Source organism: Brevibacillus sp. HB2.2, assembly GCF_013284275.1.
Lineage (GTDB): Bacteria > Bacillota > Bacilli > Brevibacillales > Brevibacillaceae > Brevibacillus > Brevibacillus brevis_D.
Window position 1 is genome coordinate 95526 of sequence record NZ_JABSUV010000020.1, and the last position, 25407, is coordinate 120932.

The 25407-nt window shown below is 47.0% G+C and carries 25 protein-coding genes, 1 tRNA gene and 1 other annotated feature; of the genes, 4 read left to right on the forward strand and 22 right to left on the reverse strand.

Annotated features, from left to right (window positions below; all coding sequences use genetic code 11):
- Window positions 1–39: 39 nt before the first annotated feature.
- A complete protein-coding gene (locus HP401_RS16155; RefSeq protein WP_170207346.1) occupies window positions 40–216 on the forward strand; it encodes a hypothetical protein in 177 nt (58 codons plus the stop codon).
- Window positions 217–286: 70 nt separating this feature from the next.
- Here HP401_RS16155 and HP401_RS16160 read toward each other — a convergent pair whose 3' ends face one another.
- The gene (locus HP401_RS16160) at window positions 287–1468 is read right to left on the reverse strand and encodes a NupC/NupG family nucleoside CNT transporter (RefSeq protein ID WP_173605704.1); all 1182 of its coding nucleotides are present in this window, start codon (window positions 1466–1468) and stop codon (window positions 287–289) included.
- Window positions 1469–1571: 103 nt separating this feature from the next.
- A complete protein-coding gene (locus HP401_RS16165) occupies window positions 1572–1979 on the reverse strand; it encodes a RidA family protein (RefSeq protein WP_173605705.1) in 408 nt (135 codons plus the stop codon).
- 100 nt (window positions 1980–2079) lie between these two features.
- On the opposite strand from HP401_RS16165, the gene HP401_RS16170 reads away from it, so the two are divergent.
- On the forward strand, window positions 2080–2505 hold the full coding sequence (locus HP401_RS16170) for a DUF7832 domain-containing protein (protein ID WP_087347098.1): 426 nt from the start codon (window positions 2080–2082) through the stop codon (window positions 2503–2505).
- A gap of 38 nt (window positions 2506–2543) precedes the next feature.
- Here the strand turns inward: HP401_RS16170 and HP401_RS16175 are convergent, their stop codons facing one another.
- The 19 genes from HP401_RS16175 to HP401_RS16265 form a co-directional block, all read right to left on the reverse strand.
- On the reverse strand, window positions 2544–3083 hold the full coding sequence (locus tag HP401_RS16175; RefSeq protein ID WP_309145133.1) for a hypothetical protein: 540 nt from the start codon (window positions 3081–3083) through the stop codon (window positions 2544–2546).
- 134 nt (window positions 3084–3217) lie between these two features.
- Window positions 3218–3294: transfer RNA gene (locus HP401_RS16180), tRNA-Arg, on the reverse strand.
- Between the two features lie 97 nt (window positions 3295–3391).
- On the reverse strand, window positions 3392–5044 hold the full coding sequence (locus HP401_RS16185; RefSeq protein ID WP_173605706.1) for a YcdB/YcdC domain-containing protein: 1653 nt from the start codon (window positions 5042–5044) through the stop codon (window positions 3392–3394).
- Window positions 5031–5567, reverse strand: coding sequence for an RNA polymerase sigma factor (locus tag HP401_RS16190; RefSeq protein WP_173605707.1), 537 nt, complete (start codon window positions 5565–5567; stop codon window positions 5031–5033). The genes HP401_RS16185 and HP401_RS16190 overlap by 14 nt, the downstream gene beginning before the upstream one ends.
- Before the next feature lie 47 nt (window positions 5568–5614).
- Window positions 5615–7141 (reverse strand): YcdB/YcdC domain-containing protein, encoded by a 1527-nt coding sequence (locus HP401_RS16195; protein WP_173605708.1) that lies wholly within the window; start codon window positions 7139–7141, stop codon window positions 5615–5617.
- A 303-nt stretch (window positions 7142–7444) separates the two neighbouring features.
- On the reverse strand, window positions 7445–8449 hold the full coding sequence (locus HP401_RS16200) for a histidinol phosphate phosphatase domain-containing protein (protein WP_173605709.1): 1005 nt from the start codon (window positions 8447–8449) through the stop codon (window positions 7445–7447).
- On the reverse strand, window positions 8443–9243 hold the full coding sequence (locus HP401_RS16205) for a DeoR/GlpR family DNA-binding transcription regulator (RefSeq protein WP_173605710.1): 801 nt from the start codon (window positions 9241–9243) through the stop codon (window positions 8443–8445). The genes HP401_RS16200 and HP401_RS16205 overlap by 7 nt, the downstream gene beginning before the upstream one ends.
- Complete coding sequence (locus tag HP401_RS16210; RefSeq protein WP_173605711.1) at window positions 9227–10246, reverse strand: ABC transporter ATP-binding protein; 1020 nt, start codon at window positions 10244–10246, stop codon at window positions 9227–9229. The genes HP401_RS16205 and HP401_RS16210 overlap by 17 nt, the downstream gene beginning before the upstream one ends.
- Window positions 10246–11034: an ABC transporter permease gene (locus HP401_RS16215; protein ID WP_012683806.1), complete on the reverse strand. Its 789-nt coding sequence runs from the start codon at window positions 11032–11034 to the stop codon at window positions 10246–10248. Before HP401_RS16215 ends, HP401_RS16210 begins: the two co-directional genes overlap by 1 nt.
- Window positions 11031–11876 carry an ABC transporter permease gene (locus tag HP401_RS16220; RefSeq protein WP_173605712.1) on the reverse strand — a complete coding sequence of 282 codons (846 nt, stop codon included), beginning with the start codon at window positions 11874–11876 and terminating at the stop codon, window positions 11031–11033. Before HP401_RS16220 ends, HP401_RS16215 begins: the two co-directional genes overlap by 4 nt.
- Window positions 11877–11936: 60 nt before the next feature.
- Window positions 11937–12746, reverse strand: coding sequence for an alkaline phosphatase family protein (locus HP401_RS16225; RefSeq protein ID WP_173605713.1), 810 nt, complete (start codon window positions 12744–12746; stop codon window positions 11937–11939).
- Window positions 12736–13833 (reverse strand): ABC transporter substrate-binding protein, encoded by a 1098-nt coding sequence (locus tag HP401_RS16230; protein WP_173605714.1) that lies wholly within the window; start codon window positions 13831–13833, stop codon window positions 12736–12738. Before HP401_RS16230 ends, HP401_RS16225 begins: the two co-directional genes overlap by 11 nt.
- A 191-nt stretch (window positions 13834–14024) precedes the next feature.
- A complete protein-coding gene (aceA, locus tag HP401_RS16235) occupies window positions 14025–15314 on the reverse strand; it encodes an isocitrate lyase (protein ID WP_173605715.1) in 1290 nt (429 codons plus the stop codon).
- A 26-nt stretch (window positions 15315–15340) separates the two neighbouring features.
- Window positions 15341–16948, reverse strand: coding sequence for a malate synthase A (aceB, locus tag HP401_RS16240; protein WP_012683801.1), 1608 nt, complete (start codon window positions 16946–16948; stop codon window positions 15341–15343).
- Between the two features lie 60 nt (window positions 16949–17008).
- The gene (locus tag HP401_RS29915) at window positions 17009–17176 is read right to left on the reverse strand and encodes a hypothetical protein (protein WP_234126079.1); all 168 of its coding nucleotides are present in this window, start codon (window positions 17174–17176) and stop codon (window positions 17009–17011) included.
- A gap of 192 nt (window positions 17177–17368) precedes the next feature.
- Window positions 17369–18649 (reverse strand): serine--tRNA ligase, encoded by a 1281-nt coding sequence (gene serS, locus HP401_RS16250; protein WP_012683800.1) that lies wholly within the window; start codon window positions 18647–18649, stop codon window positions 17369–17371.
- Window positions 18650–18702: 53 nt separating this feature from the next.
- Window positions 18703–18928, reverse strand: a binding site (T-box leader).
- Between the two features lie 128 nt (window positions 18929–19056).
- The gene (gene pdxT / locus HP401_RS16255) at window positions 19057–19632 is read right to left on the reverse strand and encodes a pyridoxal 5'-phosphate synthase glutaminase subunit PdxT (RefSeq protein WP_173605716.1); all 576 of its coding nucleotides are present in this window, start codon (window positions 19630–19632) and stop codon (window positions 19057–19059) included.
- A 10-nt stretch (window positions 19633–19642) separates the two neighbouring features.
- Window positions 19643–20527, reverse strand: coding sequence for a pyridoxal 5'-phosphate synthase lyase subunit PdxS (gene pdxS, locus HP401_RS16260; RefSeq protein WP_012683798.1), 885 nt, complete (start codon window positions 20525–20527; stop codon window positions 19643–19645).
- 106 nt (window positions 20528–20633) lie between these two features.
- Window positions 20634–21929 (reverse strand): D-alanyl-D-alanine carboxypeptidase family protein, encoded by a 1296-nt coding sequence (locus tag HP401_RS16265; protein ID WP_173605717.1) that lies wholly within the window; start codon window positions 21927–21929, stop codon window positions 20634–20636.
- A gap of 270 nt (window positions 21930–22199) precedes the next feature.
- Between HP401_RS16265 and HP401_RS16270 the strand changes: the two genes are divergently transcribed.
- Window positions 22200–22640 (forward strand): flagellar hook assembly protein FlgD, encoded by a 441-nt coding sequence (locus HP401_RS16270; protein ID WP_173605718.1) that lies wholly within the window; start codon window positions 22200–22202, stop codon window positions 22638–22640.
- 65 nt (window positions 22641–22705) lie between these two features.
- On the opposite strand, the gene guaB is transcribed toward HP401_RS16270, so the two are convergent.
- Window positions 22706–24166, reverse strand: coding sequence for an IMP dehydrogenase (gene guaB / locus HP401_RS16275; protein ID WP_012683796.1), 1461 nt, complete (start codon window positions 24164–24166; stop codon window positions 22706–22708).
- 166 nt (window positions 24167–24332) lie between these two features.
- Here guaB and HP401_RS16280 point away from each other — a divergent pair, with 166 nt between their 5' ends.
- Window positions 24333–25346, forward strand: a complete 1014-nt coding sequence (locus HP401_RS16280) for a YaaC family protein (protein WP_173605719.1) — start codon at window positions 24333–24335, stop codon at window positions 25344–25346.
- Window positions 25347–25407: the final 61 nt, after the last annotated feature.

Consider the following 25407-nt stretch of genomic DNA (forward strand, 5'->3'; position numbering starts at 1 on the left):
TATGACGTATCTTTTAGTAAAAAGTGAGGTGTTGGATGAATGCCACTCTGGTTACTCGTCGTACTTATTTTCGGAGGTCTCTTGCTGATTGGAGCTATCATCGATTGGATTGCCAAGCGCCGGAAGCAGAGAATCCTCATAGAGCGTAACAACCGTGATTCCCATTCCTTTGATGAAGGATACGATCCGAGAAATAAAGACGAATATCTCAATTGATAGACGCTACTCCCCATCATTTGGTTACGAAACTGTCCCTAACCAAAAAAGACCCCGGAAAGGGTCCCCCTTACACCACAACGCTGATGATAATTCCTGATAAAATGCTGACGAGTGTTGCCCCGTATAACAGCCTCAATCCAAACCGGGCGACGACATTTCCTTGTCTTTCATTCAAGCCTTTTACCGCGCCAACAATTGTCCCGATGGAGCCAAAGTTCGCAAACGAGATCAAAAACACAGACACGATGGCGATCGTTCTTTCGCTTAACTGGCTTTGAATCTTCGTAAATTCGAGGATGGCGACAAACTCGTTGGCCACTATTTTGGTAGCCATGATACTACCCGCTTGTACAGCTTCGTGCCAGGGAACCCCCATAAGAAAGGCGAGCGGGGCAAAGACGTACCCTAACAAAGCTTGGAACGAGATACCGAATACTGCACTGAATAACCCGTTCACCATCGCAATGAGTGCAATAAATCCAAGCAGCATCGCGGCAACGACCACGGCTACTTTAAATCCATCCAGAATGTACTCCCCGAGCATCTCAAAGAAGGCCTGTTTCTCTCCCTTCTCTTGATCCAATAAGTCATCTTCCGGCTCCACTTCATACGGCGTAATAATGGAAGCAATGATAAAACCACCAAATAAGTTGAGCACCAATGCAGCTACCACATACTCCGGCTTGACCATGGTCATGAAGGAACCCACAATCGACATAGATACGGTGGACATCGCAGAGGCGCAAAGCGTATACAGCCTGTTTTCGGGAATGGCACCGAGCTGTTTTTTCACGGTAATAAACACTTCGGACTGCCCAACAATCGCTGAAGCAATCGCATTATAAGACTCCAATTTTCCCATGCCATTCACTTTACTCAATACGAGCCCTACGTACTGAATGAATAAAGGGAGGATCCTCGTGTACTGCAAAATGCCGATCAGTGCCGATATGAACACAATGGGCAGCAAAACTTGCAAGAAAAACGGCGTCGCACCCGGATTCGCAATGCCACCGAAGACAAAATTAATCCCTTCGTAGGCATACTTCAGGAGTGTGGAAAAACTGTTGGCAATGCCTGATATGAAAATGAGTCCAATACTGGTTCGCAACAGCAGCAAGCCAAGTACGATCTGAATCAGAATCATGATGAGGATAGGGCGATACCGAATGTGCTTTTTATCACTACTTGCCAGCCAAGCAAGCAAAAATACTGTAATCAAACCTATTCCTGCGATGATATAATTCATGCAACCAACTCCGATCCGCTTATCTCGCTCCATAATCTTCCCAAATGAGCATAAAAAAACCCTTCTGAACGATGAATAATCGAACAGAAGGGGGATGAGACAACTACACATCTGCCACGGCAATGGCCTCAATCTCGATCAACAGCTCTTCCCTAATGAGCTTGCTCACTTCAACAGCAGAGCTCGCTGGCGGGGTTTCTGTATTCACGTACTGATCTCGAATCTCACGGACAATGTGCATCTTGGAGATGTCCGTCACGAAAAAGGTTAATTTCACTACATGATCAAAGCTGACACCTGCCCCTTCTAACGCGAATTGGATATTTTCGAAAACTTGTTTTGTCTGTGCAGCTAAATCACCTGTGCCGACCACTTGGCCCTCCTTGTTGAGAGCCACCTGACCCGATACATAAATCGTCCGTGCGTTGCGAACCTCCACCGCATGAGTGTAGCCAAATGAAGGTGGCATTGTTTCAGGGTTAATGAATTTGATTCGCTTATCATTTTGCATCCAACATGCTCCTCCGATTCACATTTGTTGGTAAACATTTTATCATACCCAAAAAATTCTGACCATTCATCCAGTTATCAAAGAAAGAGAGGATTTGCTAATGACAACGGTATACGATAAAGCGAAATATCATTACGAAAACTTTGAGGAGGATCTTCCTCGAAAACAGGCATATGTACATACAGGCTTTTTCATTGGCTGGTTGATTGAAAATGATATGGTTAGCGAGGATTTTCAAAAGAGTTACGAAAACCTAATCGCTGAATTTAAACAAAGGAAGATGACTGGTCCTGAGGTCTATGAGAAGACGGGTGGAGTATTGGCTAAAGACATGTTAAATGAAGAAGGAAACCAGTTCGCGATGTTTTACTTCGATTTCGAAACTGGGGAGTATCGCTATCATTATCTAGAAGCTTTTGATTGCGAGCCAAGTGTGTATCACGTGGAAGATACTTGGGAGAATTACGACCATCTTAAAGATTGGATCGACAATGAGTACGAGTACTGGTGCGAGAAAAATAAATAAGACCGCGTGACTACGCGGCCTACAATCAAGTCGCTATTTTATTTCTTCAGGATGAAATCAGACATGACTGCCTTTTCCCATTGGATTCCTTTTGGACTCACATTGGTGTAAAGCGTTATGGAGTCCGCATCTTCCATTACCGCTTTCAAATGAAAATTCATGTCCTTGGGCTGCAAATACTCATCATACAGCTGTTTGTAGTTGGGGTCGTTCTTTTCTTTTGCAGCCTTGATGTAGTCCACGGTGTCAGGGTCTTTCTCAAAGTTTTTGTATTTCACTTGATATCCGAATGTCGCTTCTACTTTTCCATCTACGGTTTTCTCTTCATAATCCGACAGGGTAAACTCGAGCAGCTCATAGTAAGGGGAGAAAGCTTTGTTGCTCTCTTCTTGCAAATAGCCCGCAATTTTGTCATAGCTTGTAGTGCTGTCCACCGATTGTTTCTGTTCTGTGCCAGTGTTCGCTGCCTCTTTTGCAGGTGGCGCTGCAGTCTGATTTTGTACGACCGCATCTGAGCTACAGCCGCTAAAGAAAATAGCCAAGACCATGCTTACGATCACTTTTTTCAAAGGAAACACCCCTTATCTCCATCGTCTTTTGCTACAAGGTATACGTGTGAGACATGATCTACGTCTCAGTATTTTCCAAATAAACGATGTGGGGGGATGCATAAAAAAGAAAAAACCTTGACACACCAAGGTTTTCCCTACAATGGCGTCCCCGAGAGGATTCGAACCTCCGACCTACAGTTTAGGAAACCGTTGCTCTATCCTGCTGAGCTACGGGGACATTTTACATTCACTTCCATTATAGTGAAATCGCTCGATTTTGGCAATCGAGGACCAGGTGACCATGCCCGGTCCTCCTTTGTTTATTTGTCATTTGATCACGGTTCTTCCTGTGTCCGTTCCAGTACAGCTCCGGTGATCGCATCAATGTATGTTTTGATTCCTTTTTCCTTGTACACACGGTAGACAAGAAGCGCTTGCTTGTCAGATGTCCCCTTTTTACCCGTAAAAATATACGCAAGCTCCAGAGGATGATTTTTTCTTAGTGTTGCCTCAGCAGCTTGTTTGGAAATTGCCTTGGCAGGATCGGGATAGCTCGTGGCCCCCTGTCCAAACGCACCTGACATGCCGACAACTTCTCCTGTGTTCGTATCCATAATCACTTCATAGGAGTGATCCTCAACGGGAATGCCCTGATACAGCTTGGTAAATCGAAAGCGAACCTCTGCTGCTTCCCTGCTGATGCTTGTCAGCTCCAGCTCTTTGATTGTCTTGTCCAAGTAACGCTGCAAATGCTCAATCGCAGGCTGCAACAAGGCTTCCGGCAAAGGTTCCTGATTTTTTCCAGAAGAGGACCTTGCCTCTTGTTTGCTATTGATCCGATAAGATAGCAATTGCCCATTTTCATGTACTCGAGCCGTCAGTTCAGTTTCTTTCTTCTCCCACTGATACTCCCGTATCCCGTCTCTCCCTACAGATGTCGTCCCTTTCCAATTATCGAAAGAAAATGGCAAAGCGAATTCCTGAATTAGCAAGGAAAGTGTCTCTTCACTTGCACCGGCTTTTAGCGTTCTCCCCTCAGCAGCTATTGGTACGATGCGTTTTCTCTCCTCTCGCTGTATGGGAACGCCTTGGCCAGTGACCAAAGCTCCTGTATTGGCATCAATGAACCCGGCAATGTCAAGCTCGTAGTGTAAGGAAGCTACTTCCCCCCCTTTTTCCCGGTAAACCAACCGCAATGTCGAAGCAAGTACTTCTCCCGCCTTTTCTTTGGATAGTACGGCCGTTGGTTTGGGAATCTGCGCAAGAGACAGAAGTTGATCGGAGTCCTGAAAGATTTCAAAATTGGATACCTGATCGTCAATCATTTTAACGGTGTAGCTTGCTTCATAAAAGGGTATGCCATGAACAACCCGACTAAACCCAATGGTTCCTCGTTTTAGATCAGACTGGGAAGGATTGTATTGGTAATGCTCTCCTTTTTCACCCAACATCTCCAGCACGTATGTTTTTGCTTTTTTCACCAAGGGAGGGATTGGTATTGCATCGGCTACGGCATCAGTCTGCTTGAGCGAAGAGGTAGCTACTGGTGGTAAAGCCTTTTCTGGCTGTTTCTTGTGCTCTGTACGTACAGTAGTCGTCTTTGACCGATTTGTTTCGGGCGGACGATTCACAACTTTATTCTCTTTTGGCGTGCTTGCTGGAGGAGGAGAAAACGGCAGCGGTGTCGATTCGGGAGTGGGTGCAGGAACAATGGTTGCAGAAGGTTGCTCATGCTTGATGGTATGCTCCCACAGAGTTTGAAGGCTCTGCTGCCCACTCTCTGTTGACACCCATCCTCCCAACAATACGATTGCTGCAACGCCAGCTACCCGATTTGCCACACGTTGAAAATGCAAACGACGCATCAGTTGATTTGTACGTAATTGTAAACTACGATGAGTCTCCCTGACGTATTCCGGGCGAGGTGGTGATTCCGTTTCCTTTAGCCGTTTCAGTCGTTTTTCCAGCTCTTCTTCATGCCAGCTCATGTGGAACCCCCCCTTTCACCGAATCCTTCAGGAAGTGCTGAAGCTTTTTCAGCGCCCGATGATAAATAACCTTGACCTTGGCCTCCGAAATAGCCAGAAGTTCCGCCGTCTCCCTGATGCTGTACCCTTCCACACTGCGCAAGATGACGACCATACGATAAGATGGTTTTAGTCTTTGCAACGCATCCTTGATCTCCCGCATTTCTTCCTTGTTATCCAGCTCTACTTCTGGTATCCCTTGCTTTGCTGTTAACCGCATCAGCCAGTTTTCGGAAACCAGTTCATACAGCTTCTGCTTGCGATAATGGTCGATCGCAATATGCTTTGCGATGGAGAATAGCCAAGTCTTTACTGCTACTCGCCCGTCGTAAGTCGGCAATGCTTTCACGACACGGGTAAACACCTCTTGTGTCAAATCTTCGGTTTCATTCTGATTGCCCGTGAAATGAAGCAAGAAGCAGTAAACAGCCAGATAGTGCTGTTCATAGATGCTCCCCATTTTCTCATTGAGGTCGTCATACATGCGCGTCCTCCTTTCTCCGCGTGTTTTCTATCCTTGGTCAAGATACATCAATCGGCCTCTTGGTCCCCATCCTTTTGAACAATCTTTCCTGTTAACGCATCAATTTGTTTATTTACCGTTGTATAGATCGTGGCCAGTTTGTATACCAAAAGTGCCTTATTCCCGTTATTTTCAGGATAAAAATACTCCAATTGAAATTTCTTGAGGAATTCCTGCGCAGCCTGTTCCGCCGTTACCCCTGCCTTCAAGTCAGGTAGCTGTTCGGTGAATTTCGCTTTGCTAGTCGTGTCCATTCTCATGACCTTTCCGTTAACGATGTAGACATAGAAGCTTCTGTCTCGTACGGGTATCCCCTGGTGCACCTTGACGAACTCAAATTCGAAGCTCCCATTTCCTTCGCCATTGATATGCTTTGAACTACCGATTTCCATCATTTCTTTCATATCAATGGGTAGGTATTTCTCCATTTCTTTGATTGCTAGCGAACGCGCTTCTTCCCTCGTCGTACTATCTTTCTTTATTTGTGTTACTTCTTTAGAAAAAGATAGAATCTCTCCTGTTTTCTCCACAACAGTTACTACCGTTTCATCGTCGGTTTCTTCCTTCCATGTAAATACCTTGATCCCCGTTTTCGGAAAACTCTCTTCCTTCCATTCCTCTGCTTTTATGTCTACGTTAAATTCCTGTTTGACGTATGAGGAAACTTCCTCTCTCGTTTTGGCTGTCAGTTTATTCGTTTTCGGCGCAACTTTCACGATTTCTCCGGGCAGGTCGTACTTCTGTTCCGACACGTACAAGGACTTCCCTGTCGTTGCATCCAGATATCCGGAAAACGTGGGCTTATACGCAAGCAGCTTCTGATCGGCCCAATAGGACAATTTCATGTGGGAAGCTACTGTTTTTGTCATCTGTTCCTTTGCCAATGCTTCTTTGGGATCAGGGAAAGAGGTCTTTTCGATTGAAGGGATCTCATAGGGAAAGCCCCCATTTGGTCCGCCGGAGACAACCTCACCTTTGGCATTCAACTCTAGGCGTGTATTCAAATTCGGATAGAGTAAACCATTTACGGATTTGGAAAACACAATACCGTATCCACCCTCTTCAGTGAAGAGCTGATTAAGCTGATAACCATCCATATCTGGACCGTACCACTCTTTTAGAAAAGCGGTTGCCTTTTCTTTGGACTCCTGCCAGGTTGGTTTCTTTTCATCTTCCGGTTCCTCTGCTGCTAGCCTGAAACTTATTAATTTCCCAGTTTTCGCTTCAAATTCGATGTCTACTCTCGGCTCATTTTGGTCTTTTTCTTTTCTCAGCTGAACAAAGATAATGTTCGGTCTCTTTTTATCAAGCGTTACCGTCTTGAACGTATACTCCTTGAGATACGGCAATAATTTCCCCGCTTTGACAAGTGCTTCGTCTACTGTTTTCATGACATCATCCGTTACACTTGCTTGTTTTCCTGCTGATAACGTTGTTTGCTGATACTCTCCTTTGGTGGCTAAAGCTACAGGCGTGGAGGCCAGGACACACATGGCTCCCATCACACATACAGCTTGCGAAAATTTTTTCTTCATACGTTCTCTCCTTTGTATTGGTTGCTTGGATGCTGCTTGCTCTTGATTTACATTGACTTATTCGTAGAAACGACCAAAAGGTTACACTTTCCAGTAAAAACATAAAAACCCTGTAGTGGTAGTCTTACCTCTGCCAAGCAGACAGAATTAAAAAAGTCTAAGCAGCCAGTGTGATTCGGTATTCTACCGGGGCAATGGCTTGAACAAATACAAGTAAGATCTAAAGACAACAAAAAAACCTTGGCATTCCAAGGTCTTTTGCATCTCAATCCTATTTTGCTCAAAACATACTACTTTTCACAGTCAAGCAAAGCGGATTGGCTTCATGATCCGTTGACGACCGGAAAAAGTGGCAATTTCCGTTACCCCCATTGAATGGAGGATCTCCAGATTCACCGCCACATATCTGCCAATATCATCGGGAAAGTGCGCGTCAGACGAGAGTGTCAGTGGAACACCATGCGCCACCAAAACATCGAGGAAAGCGGGACTAGGGCACATTTCCTGAACAGGATAGCGGTAGTACAAGCCCGCATTGATTTCGGTCGCTGTATCCGTTTCCTTCAAAGCAGTTGCGATTCGGTGGTAATAAGGAACAAGCTCCGATTCATCTGGACGATAGGAGAACACTTTCAAATTATCCAGATGGGCAACAAAATCAAACAAATTGCTCCTGATCATGGACTCAACTGTGTGGAAAAAGTCCGCGTATAGCTGTTTCAGGTCATGCTGCTCAAACAGATGGCGAGTATCGGGATTGTCAAAGCCCCATCCTTGCAAAAAATGAACAGAACCGATCACATAATCCCACGAAGCACCTGCGAGCAAGCTTTCCAATTCTGCCTCCCCGCCGATAAAGTAATCCGCTTCGATCCCCAACCGTAACTCCACACCGCTTGCCGACCAACGCTGCTTTGCTTCCTCAATGGCGACACAAAAGTCACTGAGACTCTCGGTGCATACTTGATCAAGCCACGTTCGCTGCAAACGACCCAACTCGGTGTCCCCCAGCTCCATATACCGTTCAAAGTAAGGACGGGCTTCACGAAAGCGGTATAAATGATCGACGATCCCCACTTCCTTCAAGCCTTTGTTTAACGCTTCACGTAAATACAGATCGATCCAGGATGGGTCATATGCCCCCAAAGACATGCGGTTATTTAATCGCGCAAGACTGCCCAGCAGCCAGGCACGGGTATGTCGAGGTTCAGATAACGGATAAAAATGGTCGAGGGCCATATTGGTACGGTCGAGCCAACGCAATGAAAAAGGCCCTTCTTCTAGATGAAGATGATAGTCGATCAACATGTGAAATCTCTCCTTCCCGGATGTTCGCTTATCCAGGTAGTTTGCATACCAGACGATAGCCATTCATCCGGCATCGGCTGGTCACAAACAACCGCGCTGACATCCTGCCAGCCGCAAATACGGAAAAATTGCGTTTGGCCGATCTTCGATTTGTCTCCCAATACATAGACTTGCTCCGATCGCTGTACCATCATGGTCGAGCACAGCGTTTCTTCCATATCATAATCGGTGAAGCCATCAGCCGTAATCCCTCCACAAGAAATGAACGCTTTATCAAAATGAAAACGAGACAGTAGCTCGCAGGTAAACGCCCCGGCAACCGATTTTTGGGCCGGATGGGTCAGCCCCCCTAGCATAATGACCTGACCGTTGAATTGATTGGCTTCCAACAGCTCGTTTAGTAAAGAAGCGGCGGGGAGTGAATTCGTGACAATCGTTAATTGATTGAGGCCCTTGATAGCACGTGCCAATTCCAGTGTTGTCGTCCCGACATCGAGCGCGATAGTATCCCCTTCAGACAAAAGTTCTGCCGCGATTTGCCCGATTTTCGTTTTTGCCGTCTGTTGGATCGCCTGTTTCTTTTCAAAATGCGGCTCGCGTTTCGCCAAATGATAAGGAATCGCTCCTCCGTACACTCGTTTTAACAAACGCTGCTGCTCCAACTGGTCCAGATCACGTCGTATGGTCTCCGGTGTTACTGCCAGGGTTTTAGCCAGACTCATCACCTGAATTTTACCGTGACGGTTCAATTCGTCCAGAATCACTTGCTGTCGCTCTTCAGGCAATAGTGTCATAAAGCGGAATCACATCCTTGGGACTTACATAAAATGTTTTTGTTGTGCCTATCTGCTCCTGCTCGAAGGACAGGTGAAGAGTGTCTACCAGTATAGGAACATCACCAATGTTCAGCTCATAACGGGTAATGTTTCCGAGCATGGTTACCTGAGCGATATTCCCGGTCAAACAGATGTCCTCCCCATTCAAAGGCTGCTCACGAAACGTCTCCGGACGGATTGCAAAACGTTCAACTGCCGGCTTAGGTAAATTAGGCGTAATTCGGGTAAGCTGTTCGGCAGTCAGCACGTTGTAATTGCCAATGAAGCGAGCGACAAATTCAGAACGAGGTTGCGTGTAAATCTCTTGAGGACTGCCGTGCTGAACGATTCGTCCGCCATTCATGATGTAGATGCGATCACTGACAGCCATGGCTTCTTCCTGATCGTGAGTAACCAGCACAGTCGTCATATTTAACTCACGTTGGATGGTGCGTAGCTGCTTTTGCAAATTTTTTCGAATCTGGGCATCAAGCGCACTTAGCGGCTCATCGAGCAAAAGTACTTTTGGCCGGGTGACCAGAGAACGAGCAAGTGCGACACGCTGCTGCTGACCACCAGACAATTCTCGTGGGTAAGCCTGCTCCTTTCCCACCAATCCCACCAGCTCAATCATTTCCTGGACACGCAGACGAATCTCCGTTTTCGAGATTTTGTTCATTTCCAGGCCAAAGGCAATGTTTTGACTGACCGTAAGATTGGGAAAGAGCGCATACGATTGAAACACCATGCCGATCTGCCTGTTTTTTGGCGACACGTCCGTCACATCTTTGCCGTCAATGTAGATCATGCCTGTATCAGGAGCCGTCAAACCACTGAGGATGCGTAACAACGTACTTTTGCCACACCCGCTAGGGCCAAGCAAGGTAACCAGCTCGCCTTTTTCAATCGCAAGATCAAGTTGCTGCAGCACGTGTTGACCGTGAAAGGTTTTGGACAAGTTTTTGATTTGGACGTAACTCATCAGGGGACCTCCTTGCGTGCGAAGCTTCGGCGCGTGAATTTTACAACCAGGCCAGTGATGATAGCCATCAGGACAAAATAAGTGACCGTAATCGCGCTGGCGACATGTCCACTTGACGATAGCTTGGCGTACAAATACATCTGTAGGGTTTCGTATCTTCCACCCACCAGGATGTTAATCAGAACGAATTCACCAAACAAAATAGAGAACGACAAGAGTGAGGACACGAAAATTCCAGACATGATATTCGGAACGATAATTCGTACGAACGCCTGCCAGTGGCTCGCACCCAATAGCTCGGCTGCCTCCATCAACGAACGTGCCTGCATGGCAAGCAGGCTGTTGCGCGTTCCCTGATAAAGATACGGAAGCAAACCGACCAAATACGCCCCTGCTGTGATGATGACCATGGGAATTCCGTTTCCTGAATAAGTACGGATCAATCCGACCGCCATAATGACACCCGGAACGGCGTAGGTCAGCATCACCAAAATCTGAACCAGCCTCTCCATCCGGGGAGCGTAGACGATAATGGAGAATACAGCAGGAACAATAATGACGACGGCAACGACTGTCGTCAGAAAGCTGAGCAGAAAGGAACGCCCGAATGCCTGCAAGAATCGGGGATCGGCATACAGCTCCGCAAACCATTTTCCTGTGAGTCCTTCCGGCAAAACCGTGCTATTCCACTCGGTTGCCAGTGAGTAAAGGATGGTAGCAGCTACTGGCAAAAACAAATACAACATGACCAACGCAAACGACAAGGATGGCAAACTGATCCGCTTCAAGATAAATCCCTCCGAATCTTCCGCGTCAGCCACTCGTTCACGATCAGGGCGGCGGCAAGCGTCAGGCCAAGCAGTACTGCGAGTGCGCTACCTAGCTCGGGTCTTGCAAAAATGTCGCCAGATACTAGCGCACCAATCCGAATGGGCACTAGATTGTAGTTACTCCCGGTGAGCGCGTAGGCAGAAGCATAAGCACCCATTGCATTGGCAAACAGAATGCTGAATGTGCCAACGATACCCGGAAGGAGTACCGGAAACCCGATTCTCAGCCAAAACTCCCATGGACTTGCCCCAAGCAGCTCGGCCGCTTCCATCCATTGCTTCTGAATAGCGTTGTACAGGGGATACAAAAGCATTACCGCCAGAGGCAGTTGAAAATAAATATAAACAAGCGTCAAGCCGCCCCACGAATACAGAGTAAAGGACTGACCAAAATCAATCCCCAGTTGCTTTGCAAGCAAAACAAACAATCCACTGTTTCCCAACAGGACAATGAAGGCAAAAGCGAGCGGAATCCCCGCAAAATTGGAGGTTAGATTGGTAATGACAAGCACTCGCTGTTGCAGAGCCTGTGGGAAACGGGTAATCGCATAGGTGGCAAAAACAGCAACGACGATTCCAATGAGAGCAGACAGGAACGAGATGAGCACACTGTTCTCGAAAGCCTGCAAGTAATACGGATTTGAAAAAATCTCACGATAGTTACTTATGGTAAAACCGCCGCCCCCCTCGGCCTGAAAGCTCCCTCCAATCATGGAAAGCAACGGGACGAGAAGAAACAGAGCGATCATTGCAAAGAACGGAATCGTCGTGACCCAAAACATACTGACAAATCGTTTCATCGCAAAAGCTCCTTTCTTAGAGGAAAAGACGCCCCCTTAGGGAGACGTCTTGCTCAGCCCTCATACGTTCAATGGCTGCATCTCCTTCGAGGGAGAGATGCCAAGCAAATGGCAGGCAAGCGGAGCGACCTGCAATTGCGGGATTGCCTCCTCGCGAATCCCCGGAGATATCAGGTTGCTGATGACAAACAAGGGAACGTCCCGGTCAGCACTAGAAGTGCCACCATGATTTCCATCGGCTGTCATCCCGTGATCAGCTGTCACGATGATTTGATAACCCGCATCGATCCACGCAGGAAGCACATTTGCCAGTATCGAATCTGCCGCCAGAACGCGATTTCGATATTGCGCGGAATCAGCCGTATACTTATGGCCATCATCGTCGATATTCATGGAGTGGACGTAAAGAAAATCTGGATTGTATCCATTCAACAAAAAGTTGGCGTCAGCAAACAAGTGTGTATCCGGATAGTGATCCTCCCAGTAGAACATCCCGTTTTGTATCGGCTTGTCGGAGTTCAATTGGATTCGGTCGTGAAACGGATTGAATGGAGCCTTGTTATAAAGCTCGCTTACCCAGCCATAAGCGGCAGCAGCGTTGGACATCCCGTTTTTTTGCGTCAGGTGAAAGAGACTCTCCTGATGCGAAAGTCGAACCGTCTGATTGCTAGAAATACCGTTCTTCCACACAGGAGTTCCTGTTAAAAGAACCTCGTACAAGGGACGAGACAGACTGGGTAATTCCGATCTCACCTGAAACCGGGCCGCAATGCCGTATTCGACCAGGTGATGCAGATACCCCATGTGCGAGACGGCTGTGTCAAATCTCAATCCGTCGAGCACAATCATGGCGAGCTTGCTAGCGCACATGGATTAACACCTTCTCTTGCCATAACTGCGGCAACTTTTTAGCCGTCTCTTCCCAAGCAGTCAAATCGCCCACAGGACGTGCGTTTTTATACATACCATCGGGGAGCAGCATAGCTTTAGCGGATTCATCCAGCTTGGCGTTGGCGCGAATCGGTCGTGCATAGCCGCGAGCCAAATTGGACTGTCCAGCGTCGGAGAGAATGTATTCACGAGCCAGCATGGCAGCGTGTGGGTGCTTGGCGTACTTGTTGATTACTGTAGCGTACCCGCTGCTGACTGATGCTTCCTCCGGGATGAGGACATCAAAGCGGTTCTTATCGATTTTGTCCCGATACCCAAGCGCGTTGAAGTCCCACAATATTGCGACTTCGACCTCACCCTTTTCTAGATTGGCAAGGCTCGGATCGCTCGTACTGAGCCGTTTGTTTTTGGCCAATTCAGTGAAAAAGTCAATGCCGGGCTGAATATTTTTCTCATCTCCCCCATTAGCATAGGCGGCGGCCAGAACGGCAAATTGCGCCTGGTTCGCTTTCATGACATCGCCAATCGCGACCTTGTAGCTTCCGTTTTTCAAATCCGCCCAGGACTTGGGGGGATTTTGCACCTTTGTCTTGTCAGTGATAAAGGCCAGCGTTCCGGTATACCCTAGCAACCAATGTCCTTCATCATCTTTTGCCCAGTCGGGAATGTCGTTCCAGTAAGAGGTTTTGTAAGGCAGCGTCAGCCCTTTTTGCTTGGCTAACGGTCCAAAAGCGATACCTACATCACCGATATCTGCAGTCGCGTCTTCTTTTTCTGCTTCAAACTTAGCCAATTCTTCTGCGCTCGACATATCTGTGTCGGTATGCTTCAAGCCGTATTCTTTTCCGAGATTGCTCCAGGTCTCCCCCCAGTTTGCCCACGTGTCTGGCATACCCACGGAGTTGACTTCTCCCTCCTGCTTCGCTTTTTCCACGATTTGATCCAGGGTCAATTGCGACGTATCCAGAGAAGTGCCTGATTTCGTCTCGGTGGCACATCCCGCAAGCAGAAAAACAGATGTCATGACAACAACGGTTCGTTTCCAGCTTAACTGGTTCCCTCTCATCTTTAAGGCCCCTTTTCGTTTTTATTTGTGTTTGGTCTTTTGGCTTTTTCTAACCCAATCGTAAACAATCAAAATGAAACTGATATAAATGCGTTGTTAAAAAGCTATTAAGACTCTATGAAAAATAGAAGTGAACGCAAAAAGTGGCCCTCTGAATACCAGAGAACCACCTAGGCCTTCGTTTTTCCTCTTTAATTGTGAGCAAATTGCTCCTCTTCCGTTGACCCGCTGAGGGCAGTCGTAGAGGAATTGCCGCCAGAGATGACCTGCGCAATCTCATCGAAATACCCGGTACCCACTTCACGCTGATGACGAGTGGCCGTATAGCCATGGACTTCGCTATCGAACTCAGACTGCTGCAATTCAGAGTAAGCAGCCATTCCGCGGTCACGATAGCCGCGCGCCAGTTCAAACATGCTGTAATTCAGGGAGTGGAAGCCAGCGAGCGTGACAAATTGGAACTTGTAGCCCATCTCGCCGATCTCTTCCTGGAAGCGAGCGATAGTCTGTTCATCCAGCTTCTTTTTCCAGTTGAAAGAAGGAGAGCAATTGTACGCTAACAGTTTGCCCGGGTATTTGGCATGGATCGCTTCTGCAAAACGGCGTGCTTCCTCCAGATTCGGCTCAGAAGTCTCGCACCAGATCAAATCTGCATAAGGAGCGTACGCAAGGCCACGCGCAATCGCTGCATCCAATCCGCCGCGTAGACGGAAGAATCCTTCTGCTGTTCGTTCACCCGTCAGGAATGGTTTATCCTGCTCGTCGATGTCGCTGGTGATCAGGAAAGCGCCATTGGCGTCGGTACGCGCTACGATAATTGTTGGAACTCCCATCACATCTGCCGCAAATCGAGCGGAAATCAGATTACGTACAGCCGCCTGCGTCGGAATGAGTACCTTTCCGCCCATATGACCGCATTTTTTCTCAGAAGCGAGCTGGTCTTCAAAATGCACGCCTGCTGCGCCGGCTTCAATCATACCCTTCATCAATTCGAAGACGTTGAGTGGGCCACCAAAGCCCGCTTCTGCGTCTGCTACGATTGGAGCAAACCAATGCGTGTCGGTACCTCCCTCTGATTGATCGATCTGGTCAGCGCGTTGCAATGCCTGATTAATTCTTTTTACGACTTGTGGCACACTGTTTGCCGGGTAGAGGCTTTGATCAGGATACATCTGACCAGACAGATTGGCATCGGCCGCTACCTGCCAGCCACTCAAATAAATCGCTTTTAATCCTGCCTTTACCTGCTGAATCGCTTGATTCCCGGTCAAAGCCCCCAACGCTTTAATATGGTGCTCGGTATGCAACAGTTCCCACAGACGCTCTGCTCCCAGACGAGCTAGCGTATGCTCGATTTGTACGGAACCGCGCAGACGAATGACATCTTCTGCCGTATACGGGCGTGTAATTCCTTTAAAACGCTCACCCTGCCAGCTTTGCTCCACCTGTTGAATCGCGTCTTGCTTGTTTACTTTCGTCATTTTCATTTCCCCCACTCTTTTTATTTTTACAAATAGCGATAACCCGGTACTGTTAGGAAGTCTTCGAAATCTTCTGTCGTTACCAATTGCAAGAACAGATCACCTGCAATCGTATACTTGCTGTTATCGTACCTCTCTTGGCCAATTGCTTGCTTGATCGCTTGCAGCTCCTCACTCAGCCACTGCTTCACCAAGCCTTCCGTCACCTTTCTACCATCCTGCAAGACTCCGTGACGATGGCGCATCCATTGCCAGACCTGTGCCCGCGAAATTTCTGCTGTAGCCGCATCCTCCATCAGATTGTTGATCGGCACAGCCCCAGAGCCTCGCAACCAAGCCTCGATGTACTGCAAGCCTACACTTATGTTCGTACGGACGCCCGCTTCTGTAATCGTGCCCTCTGGGACTGCCAGCAGGTGACTAGCAGATACGTCTACGTCTTCACGTTTGTACCAAATTTGGTTCGGCTCTCTCATCAGGCGATCGAACACTTCCATGGCTACCGGCACTAGCCCAGGGTGAGCAACCCAAGTCCCATCATGTCCATCGTACGCTTCCCGCTCTTTGTCAGCGCGCACTTTGGCGATGGCTTCTGCATTTTGTACCGGGTCATTTTTCACCGGAATTTGTGCCGCCATTCCGCCGATGCAGGGTGCCATCCGTTTATGGCAAGTCTTCACGGCCAGCGTTGTGTATGCTTTCATGAACGGAACGGTCATGGTTACTTGGGCACGATCCGGTGTAATCACATCAGGCTGATTCCGCAGCTTTTTGATATAGCTGAAAATGTAATCCCAACGTCCGCAATTCAGTCCTGCACTATGCTCGCGCAGCTCATACAGAATCTCATCCATCTCAAAAGCTGCGAGAATCGTTTCGATCAGTACTGTCGCGCGAATTGTACCGCGTGGAATATTTAATTCATCCTGCGCGAAAAGGAAGACGTCGTTCCAGAGTCGAGCCTCCAAGTGGCTCTCCAGTTTCGGTAAGTAGAAATACGGTGCTGTCTGATTCGCGATAAGAGCATCTACGTTGTGGTAAAAGTAAAGCCCAAAATCAAGCAGGCTGCCGGAGATCGGTTTTTGATCGAGGAGGATGTGCTTTTCTTCAAGATGCCAGCCACGAGGACGCACGATCAAAACCGCTGTCTTTTCATTGAGGGTGTATGATTTTCCCTCTGGACTGATGTAAGAGATATTGCGGCGTACCGCATCCTTCATGTTGATTTGGCCTTGGATGGTGTTCTCCCAGGTCGGTGAGTTCGCGTCCTCAAAGTCAGCCATGAAAAGCCGAGCACCCGAGTTCAGTGCATTGATGACCATTTTTCGGTCACCCGAAGGTCCTGTAATCTCCACCCGTCTGTCCTGCAAATCTTTGGGCAATGGAGCAACAGTCCAATCTCCTTTACGAATGTCCGCTGTTTCCTGTAGAAAATCCGGCAGTTGACCTGCATCAATTTGCAATTGACGCTCCACGCGTTTCGCCAACAATTGTTGTCGTCTGTCGCCAAACCTTTGCTCCAGCTTCATCACGAATTGAATCGCTTCTGGTGTCAGGATTTCTTGATAACCAGGGTGCATCTCACCGGAAATCTGCACCTCCAGCGGATATGGATTCGTTGGTACGGTAGTCAAAACAGCCCCTCCTCCCTCAATTCAAAGTTATTATGGTACAGATTGATAAAATTATTTTTATTATATAACAGTAGTGACAAAAAAAATGTCCTTACTCCTGATACCCGCTGCCACTACAATGACTGCAGCATACATGTCCGTCTCCCATGCACTTGTGGCAAGCCGCTCCGTTGGCATCACGACCAACGCCTCCACATCTTGGGCAATTTTGTTCTCCGTTTCCTTCACACCGATAGCAGTCCATTCTCCATTCCTCCATTTCTGTATTAAAACAATATTCTTAAAATTTGTTTTTATTATATAACAGAGATTAGTACAGTGCAACACGTTTTTTTAAAAAATTCGCCTGTATTAGTACACAATATAAAACAGCCCTTGACCCGTTATGGATCAAGAGCTGCTTTTTAAATCTCTCGGTTATTACTTCGGTGCGATCTTGTCTACTCCGCCCATGTATGGACGAAGAACTTCTGGAATCACGATTGCTCCGTCTGCCTCTTGGTAGTTCTCCAAGATCGCTGCTACTGTACGTCCAATCGCCAGACCAGAACCATTCAATGTATGCACAAATTCCGGCTTCGATTTCGTATCGCGACGGAAACGGATATTGGCACGGCGCGCTTGGAAATCTTCAAAGTTCGAGCAAGACGAAATCTCACGGTATGTGTCGCCGCTCGGAATCCAAACCTCGATGTCGAATTTCTTCGCAGCCGTAAAACCAAGATCGCCTGTGCACATGCTAAGAACACGGTATGGTAGTCCAAGCAGTTGAAGTACCTTTTCAGCGTTTTTCACCAGCTTGTCGAGTTCGTCATAAGACTCTTCTGGTTTCACGAATTTCACCAGCTCAACTTTGTTGAATTGATGCTGACGAATCAACCCACGCGTATCACGACCGGCAGAACCCGCTTCCGAGCGGAAACATGCGCTGAAAGCAGTGTAGTAGCGAGGGAGATCCGCTCCATCCATGATTTCATCACGATGCATATTGGTGACTGGCACCTCTGCCGTTGGAATCAGGAAGTAATCTGGTCCCTCGATTTTGAATGCATCCTCTTCAAACTTAGGCAATTGACCCGTTCCCGTCATGCTCGTACGGTTGACGATAAACGGTGGGATCACTTCTTCATAGCCATGCTCGTTCGAGTGCAAATCCATCATGAAGTTCATCAGTGCGCGCTCCAGACGTGCACCCAAGCCTTTATAGAAAACAAAACGGCTTCCTGTTACTTTTGCCGCGGTTTCAAAATCGAGAATGCCTGCTTGGCTAGCCAGCTCCCAGTGAGGCTTAATCTCGAAGTCAAACGCACGTGGCTCTCCCCATGTCCAAGCAATCACGTTATCGTCTTCTGTCGTACCGATCGGCGTGCTTTCATGCGGAAGGTTCGGAAGGCTCAGCAAAATGAACTCCAGCTGTTCATCCAGTTGGCGCAGCTCTTCATCCAAAGCCTTGATGCGCTCATTTACTTCTTTCATTTCCGCGATCAGATGGTCTGCATTTTCCTTATTGCGTTTCATAACCGCTACTTGTTCGGATACCGTGTTACGCTTATTTTTCAACGCTTCTGCTTCTTGGATGACTTCGCGACGCTTTTCATCTACTTCTACGAATTGATCCAACGCAGAAATATCTTCATTACGGTGAGCCAAACGGCGTTTTACTTCTTCTAGATCCTGGCGTAATACTTTTACGTCCAACATGTGTAAATCCCTCCGAATCGTATTGAAAAAAAACAAAAAACACCCGTCCCCTGGTAAGGGACGAGTGTTGTATACCCGCGTTGCCACCCTCGTTGACACATGCAGTAATCCTTCATGCATATGTCCACTCTTCCGTCATAACGGGACGGTTCCGGACAAAGTTGTTGTTCCTTTGCCACTCCGAGATGGATTCCCTCACATAACCGGATCGGTTCGCACCTACCACCGACTCTCTAGGCCTGGCTCTTGTGAAGTACTTGTTCTCATCATCGCATTCTCATTCATGAATACTATTATTGTTAACTGTACTACAGGTTCTATACGTATGTAAAGAGCAGCCCACCTCGATCTTTACAGAAAAAAGAAGATCGGCGCCTTTTTAAGGGCCCGATCTTCCGGTACGACAACTAGCTTCTGTATTCCTTAACCATGTCGAGAAAGTATTTGTGCAGTCTTGTATCTTCGGTCAATTCTGGGTGAAAGGCTGCTGCCAAATAGTGACCGCTTCGGGCGACAACAATCTTGTCTTCGTGCTTAGCCAAGACTTGACCGTTCTCTCCCACTTCCATGATATACGGTGCCCGGATGAACACTGCCGGGTAATCTGCCCCCACATCGGCAACTGGCATCAAGACTTCAAAGCTCTCCTTTTGGCGACCAAAAGCATTCCGCTCCACTTTGATATCCATCAAGCCTAAATGGTGATCGTCTTGTCCTTGAATCCGTTTCGCCAGAAGAATCGCTCCAGCGCAAGTTCCGAAGATCGGCTTGTTCGCCTTACCGAACTCTTGAACCGCCTCCATGAATCCGTACTTGTGCATCAGCTTGCTAATCGTGGTGCTTTCTCCGCCGGGAATGACCAGTCCATCAAGGTCATCCAGTTCTTCTACTCGTTTGACCGGGACAGCTGTGGCACCAACCTCTTCTAGCATTCGCAGATGTTCTGCTACAGCTCCTTGTAGAGCGAGTACGCCGATTTTCATGCTACTCACCTTACCAGCCGCGCTCTTGCATGCGATCAGCTTCACGAATTTTGGAGATTTCGATTCCTGGCATTGCCGTCCCCAAGCCTTTGGATACGCGAGCAATCAGTTCGTAATCCGTGTAGTGGGTGGTCGCTTCCACAATCGCGCGAGCAAACTTCTCTGGATTCTCTGATTTAAAGATACCAGAGCCAACAAACACGCCATCGGAACCGAGTTGCATCATCAGGGCAGCATCTGCTGGTGTTGCTACTCCACCTGCTGCGAAGTTTACAACTGGCAGCTTACCTGTTTTGTGTACCTCTTCAAGCAGTTCGTATGGGGCACCCAGGTTTTTGGCTTCCGCCATCAGTTCATCGTAGGACATGGCTTGCACTTTGCGGATTTGGGACATCATCGTGCGCATGTGACGAACAGCCTCTACAATGTTTCCGGTACCAGGCTCACCTTTTGTGCGGATCATGGATGCACCTTCCCCAATACGGCGGAGGGCTTCACCCAGATCACGGGCGCCACATACAAACGGGACAGTGAACTCTTTTTTATTGATATGGTACAAGTCATCTGCAGGAGTGAGCACTTCACTCTCATCGAGATAATCTACACCCAGGGATTCGAGAACACGCGCTTCAACAAAATGACCGATACGAGCTTTTGCCATAACAGGGATCGAAACAGCATTCAGTACTTCCTCTACAATGCTAAGGTCAGCCATACGCGCAACTCCACCAGCTGCACGAATGTCAGACGGTACACGCTCCAAAGCCATTACAGCAACAGCACCCGCTGCTTCTGCAATTTTCGCTTGTTCAGCATTCACGACGTCCATAATGACGCCGCCTTTTTGCATTTCAGCCATACCTCTTTTAACGCGGGACGTTCCTACTTGTACCATTACAAATACCCCCTACATCATGAGTCAGAACCGAAACTGTTATGCGGTGTTATGGTTCCTGTTACCGTCATTGTAAACGATAGATGTAGGGGAAAACAATAGTTATTTAATTTCCTGTTCCACTGCTAAACAAATTGCTGAAAAACTCTATGATGCTGCGGAAGAACAGACGAATCCAGCTGGCTTCCTCTACTGCCTGTCCTGCTACGATATCCACGCCTGCTTTTGCTGCGTCTTCAGGCTGCAAGTAATCCGATTCCTTCATACCTTCTTCTTTCAAAACGATCTTACCGACAACCTGTCCTTGCTGGATCGGTGCGGTTAGCTCCTGGAAGGTAACCGTTGGCGTGTATTTTGCATCCGTACCGGTTTTGGTGATCATATTTACTTCACTGCCTGTAACAACTGGTACAGTTACTTCTACACCGTTTTTCACAGGAGCTGTTTCAAAGCCTTTGACTGGTACATTCTTGTCCAACTGTTTCGTTAGCTTATAGTTACTGAATCCGTAGTCGAGCAGTTTTTTGGTCTCGCCGAAGCGTTTGGGTTCGCTTGTCGCTCCCATAACTACACTAATCAAGCGCATACCGTCGCGCGTAGCTGTACCTGTAAAGCAATAGCCTGCTGCATTCGTGTGACCTGTCTTCAATCCGTCTACACCCGGGTAATATTGGATCAAGCCTGGAAGCATCCAGTTATAGTTCGGTTTTTCTGCACCCTTTCTAAACTCCAATCGCGGAATTTTCGATACTTCCAAAGCTTCCGGGAAGTCATGGATTAATGCACGTGCTAAGATCGCGGAGTCGCGAGCGGACATCAGGTTTTCTTTTTGTTCCGACTGAACCGAATAGGGACCCAATTCATCAGCCGGCAGCCCAGTAGATGTCACGAATGAGGAATTATTCATTCCAAACTCTTTTGCTTTTGTATTCATCATTGCAACAAAATTTGCTTCACTACCGGCAATTTTTTCAGCAAGAAGCACCGTTGCATCATTAGCAGAAACGACTGCCATTGCTTTATACAGTTCTCTCACCGTATGAGACTCCCCTTGATTCAGGTAAACACCCGAAGAGTCTGCCATTTTTGCAATGTAAAAGGCGTACTCGCTTACTGGAACTTTTTCATCCCATTTGATTTTCTTTTGTTTAACTGCTTCATTGACCAGATACTCCGTCATCATTTTAGTCATGCTAGCGGATGCCAACGGAGTATCCGGATTGCTACTATACAACACCCTGCCTGTAGAGGCCTCAACGAGGATGGACGACTTTACTTCCAACTGCAGCTTTGCGGCAGATTCAGCATCTACTTTTGCTGCCATGCTTCCCATTGCTGTAACAAACACAGCGACAGAGAGGAATAGACTTGTCAGTCGCTTTGTACATGTGGTTCGCTTCATAATTTCTTCTCACTCTCCAGTTCTGTCATAAGTTCATACGGTTATTGAGCACCAAGTGTTAGTTTAACATATCATTATGATTGCATTGAAGTCCGATTAGCATCATAGGCAGGTAGTTTATTCCATGATTACCTACGGCCAATCTATCCATGCCTTTATGATGGAAAGAAAGTCTGGGTATTTGTTACTATTTTTAATTCATATAATTGATTCGAGTTAATATTATGGTATATTTGGAAATATATTGTAAATACATGGAGGGATTTTAGAATGAAAAAAGTTTTCTATACCTTCGCTTCACTCGGTCTTGCTTTGTCTGTTATGAATCCGGTTTCTGCTCATGCGAATGTAGAAACAAATGTTAATAATCATGTAGCTGGAAAAAATGTTAAAATCATGAGTATTGAACTCGATTGGAGATCTTTCAGTGTAACACAGGGTGGAACTTATATTGGTCGTGACACTTTCCATCTCTTTGGAAAGGCTAACGCTGGTTTAGTTGCTTCAGATAGTAATTGTGATGTTACAGTTTATATCGAAAAACTAAGTGAAAACGGAAAAGTAGAAAATACAATTAAACTGGGAAAATTAGCGGCCCCAAAAGGTAACACTGACTATACAGACCCTGTATCTGTGCCGCCAGGAAACTATCGGCTTAAGATAAAAGGTAACATCTCATCTAGTGGAGAAATTGCTATCTATAGAAATTAACGTCCAAATTATAAAATATAGTTAAAATTACCCCCTTTCTTTTCAGAAAGGGGGTAATTTTATTCTTAAGAAATCGAGTAGTTAGGTGATTCTTTAGTAATTTGTACATCGTGTGGGTGGCTTTCACGCAAGCCAGCGCCGGTAATGCGAACGAACTGGGAGTTTTGAATCAAATCTTCGATAGTCTTCGCTCCGCAGTATCCCATACCTGCACGCAGTCCACCAATCAACTGATACGTGACATCTGCCAACGGGCCTTTGTAAGGAACACGGCCTTCGATCCCTTCCGGAACGAGCTTTTGTGCGTTCTCTTGGAAGTAACGGTCCTTACTACCGGCTTTCATCGCGCCAATCGATCCCATTCCGCGATATACCTTGAAACGACGCCCTTGGAAAATCTCGAATTCACCTGGGCTTTCTTCTGTACCAGCGAACAGACTTCCGATCATGATCACTGAAGCACCTGCACCAATTGCTTTTGGCAAATCACCGGAGTATTTAATGCCGCCGTCGGCAATAATTGGAATATTGTACTCTCGTGCTACCTGTGCACAATCGTGGATCGCTGTAATTTGCGGAACCCCGATACCCGCTACAACACGAGTTGTACAAATGGAACCAGGACCGATACCAACCTTCACCACAGATGCACCAGCTTCAATCAGATCACGAGTAGCTTCTCCAGTTGCAACGTTTCCTGCGACGATGGTGAGCGTTGGGTATTCTTTGCGAACTGCTTTTACCGTTTCAATTACGCCTTTGGAATGCCCATGAGCCGTATCGATGACTAAAACGTCCACGCCAGCTTGTACAAGTGCTGCTGCACGCTCAAACGTGTCTGCAGATACCCCAACAGCAGCACCACACAGCAAGCGGCCTTGGTTATCTTTTGCTGCATTTGGGTATTGGATTGCTTTTTCAATATCTTTAATCGTAATGAGTCCACGCAGGGTGTTATTCTCATCCACCAATGGGAGCTTTTCAATCTTATGTTGTTGCAGAATCAATTCTGCCTGTTGCAGTGTAGTACCAACAGGAGCCGTCACCAGATTTTCTTTGGTCATAACCTCTTTGATCTTAATGGAGAAGTCATGCACAAAGCGCAGATCGCGGTTGGTGAGAATTCCAATCAGTTTTTGATTCGCATCGACAATCGGAACACCGGAGATACGATATTTACCCATGAGAGCATTCGCTTCTTCAACGGTATGTTCTTGGGTCAAAGAGAATGGATTGGTAATAACGCCACTTTCAGAGCGTTTTACACGATCTACTTCGCTTGCTTGTTGCTCGATGGTCATGTTTTTATGGACAATCCCGATACCACCTTGGCGAGCCATGGCGATTGCAAGTCCAGACTCCGTTACGGTGTCCATCCCAGCACTGATCAGAGGAATATTCAGCTTCACATTCTCACTCAATTGTACTCGCAAATCAACATCCCTTGGCAAAACCTCAGATTTTCCTGGAATGAGCAATACATCGTCAAACGTTAAGCCCTCTTTAACAAATTTGTCTTCCCGCACAGTTGAAAGCTCCTCTCGGCGAATAGTTTAAGACAGTTTAACAAACGGCTTAATTTACTGTCAAGAAATGAGTATAATGTTCGGTTATAGAATGCATTAGACAGATAAATCAAAAAACAATTAGAGAAACTTAACCATATTACGAAAATTGGTAAAGGTGGGTAACATGGATAACGCTTGGAAGACATTACGCTATTTTGAGACAGAACCAACTGCACGAAAATACTTGGCTGCCTGCTATCATGACATGGGTGCTGAGCATGCCGAGCGACTAGCATTTCAACAAAGCTCGCGTTTCCTGTATCTCTGGAGACAAGCCAGACATTTTTATTCCACTTCCGCTGTTGCTGACTTGTCCATCCAACCATTGCTACTGTTTTATGGCTGCACTCACTTGTTGAAGGCGATGTTATTGACTCGTGATCCGTATTATCCCCAAAACAGTCGTGTTCTGCAACATGGTGTCACGACACGAAAGCTCAAAAGAAACGCCTATATACTTATGGAGGATGAGGTTCGTCCACAAAAGGAAGGTTTTTTTGCACAATTAGCTCACGCATTCCAGCTTACGCCGTTACAAGACCGCTATTCAGTCCATGACCTATTTTCATCTATCCCCAGCGTAAGCGATAGTTACGGAATTGCTACGGATAAACCACGTAACTGGTTAACCCTAAAGATTGCGCATATAAGTCAGGGTGATTTGGTTCGCATTACCTTTCCTGAAAAAACGGACGGGCCATTATCCTATTCAACCGAGACCTTTATTCAGTACATTTGCAGGCTGGCTCCATCTGTTTGTAACCTGGAAAAGTCTTCCTGGGCAAATAACAAAAACAGAAAGGAACTGACCCTTCCTCAGTGTGCCCTGTCTGAACTGGATCAACACCCGTTATTTCGTTTACATCAGAACGTCCTGTTCTTTTGGAATGGTTCTGCCTCTTCTCTACCTCTTCCTGAATGGGCCAGTCATTACTTGCTGCTATATTTACTCAGCATGCTTTGCCGATATGAAACGGAGTGGTGGGGAGAGCTAACGATGTCTCACGGACTTGTTGAGCGATATTTGGTCGAACACTTTTTGGATAATCACATCGATACCTTCCCCTCGATTATTCGAAAGCAATTTTACCAAAATCACCGGATGCCCCTTCCCTTTTTCCCCTCCGATCCGTATTAAGTTTCATGTCACTGCTTTATCTACACGAAAAAACCTTCCTGCCATCATTAGCAAGAAGGTT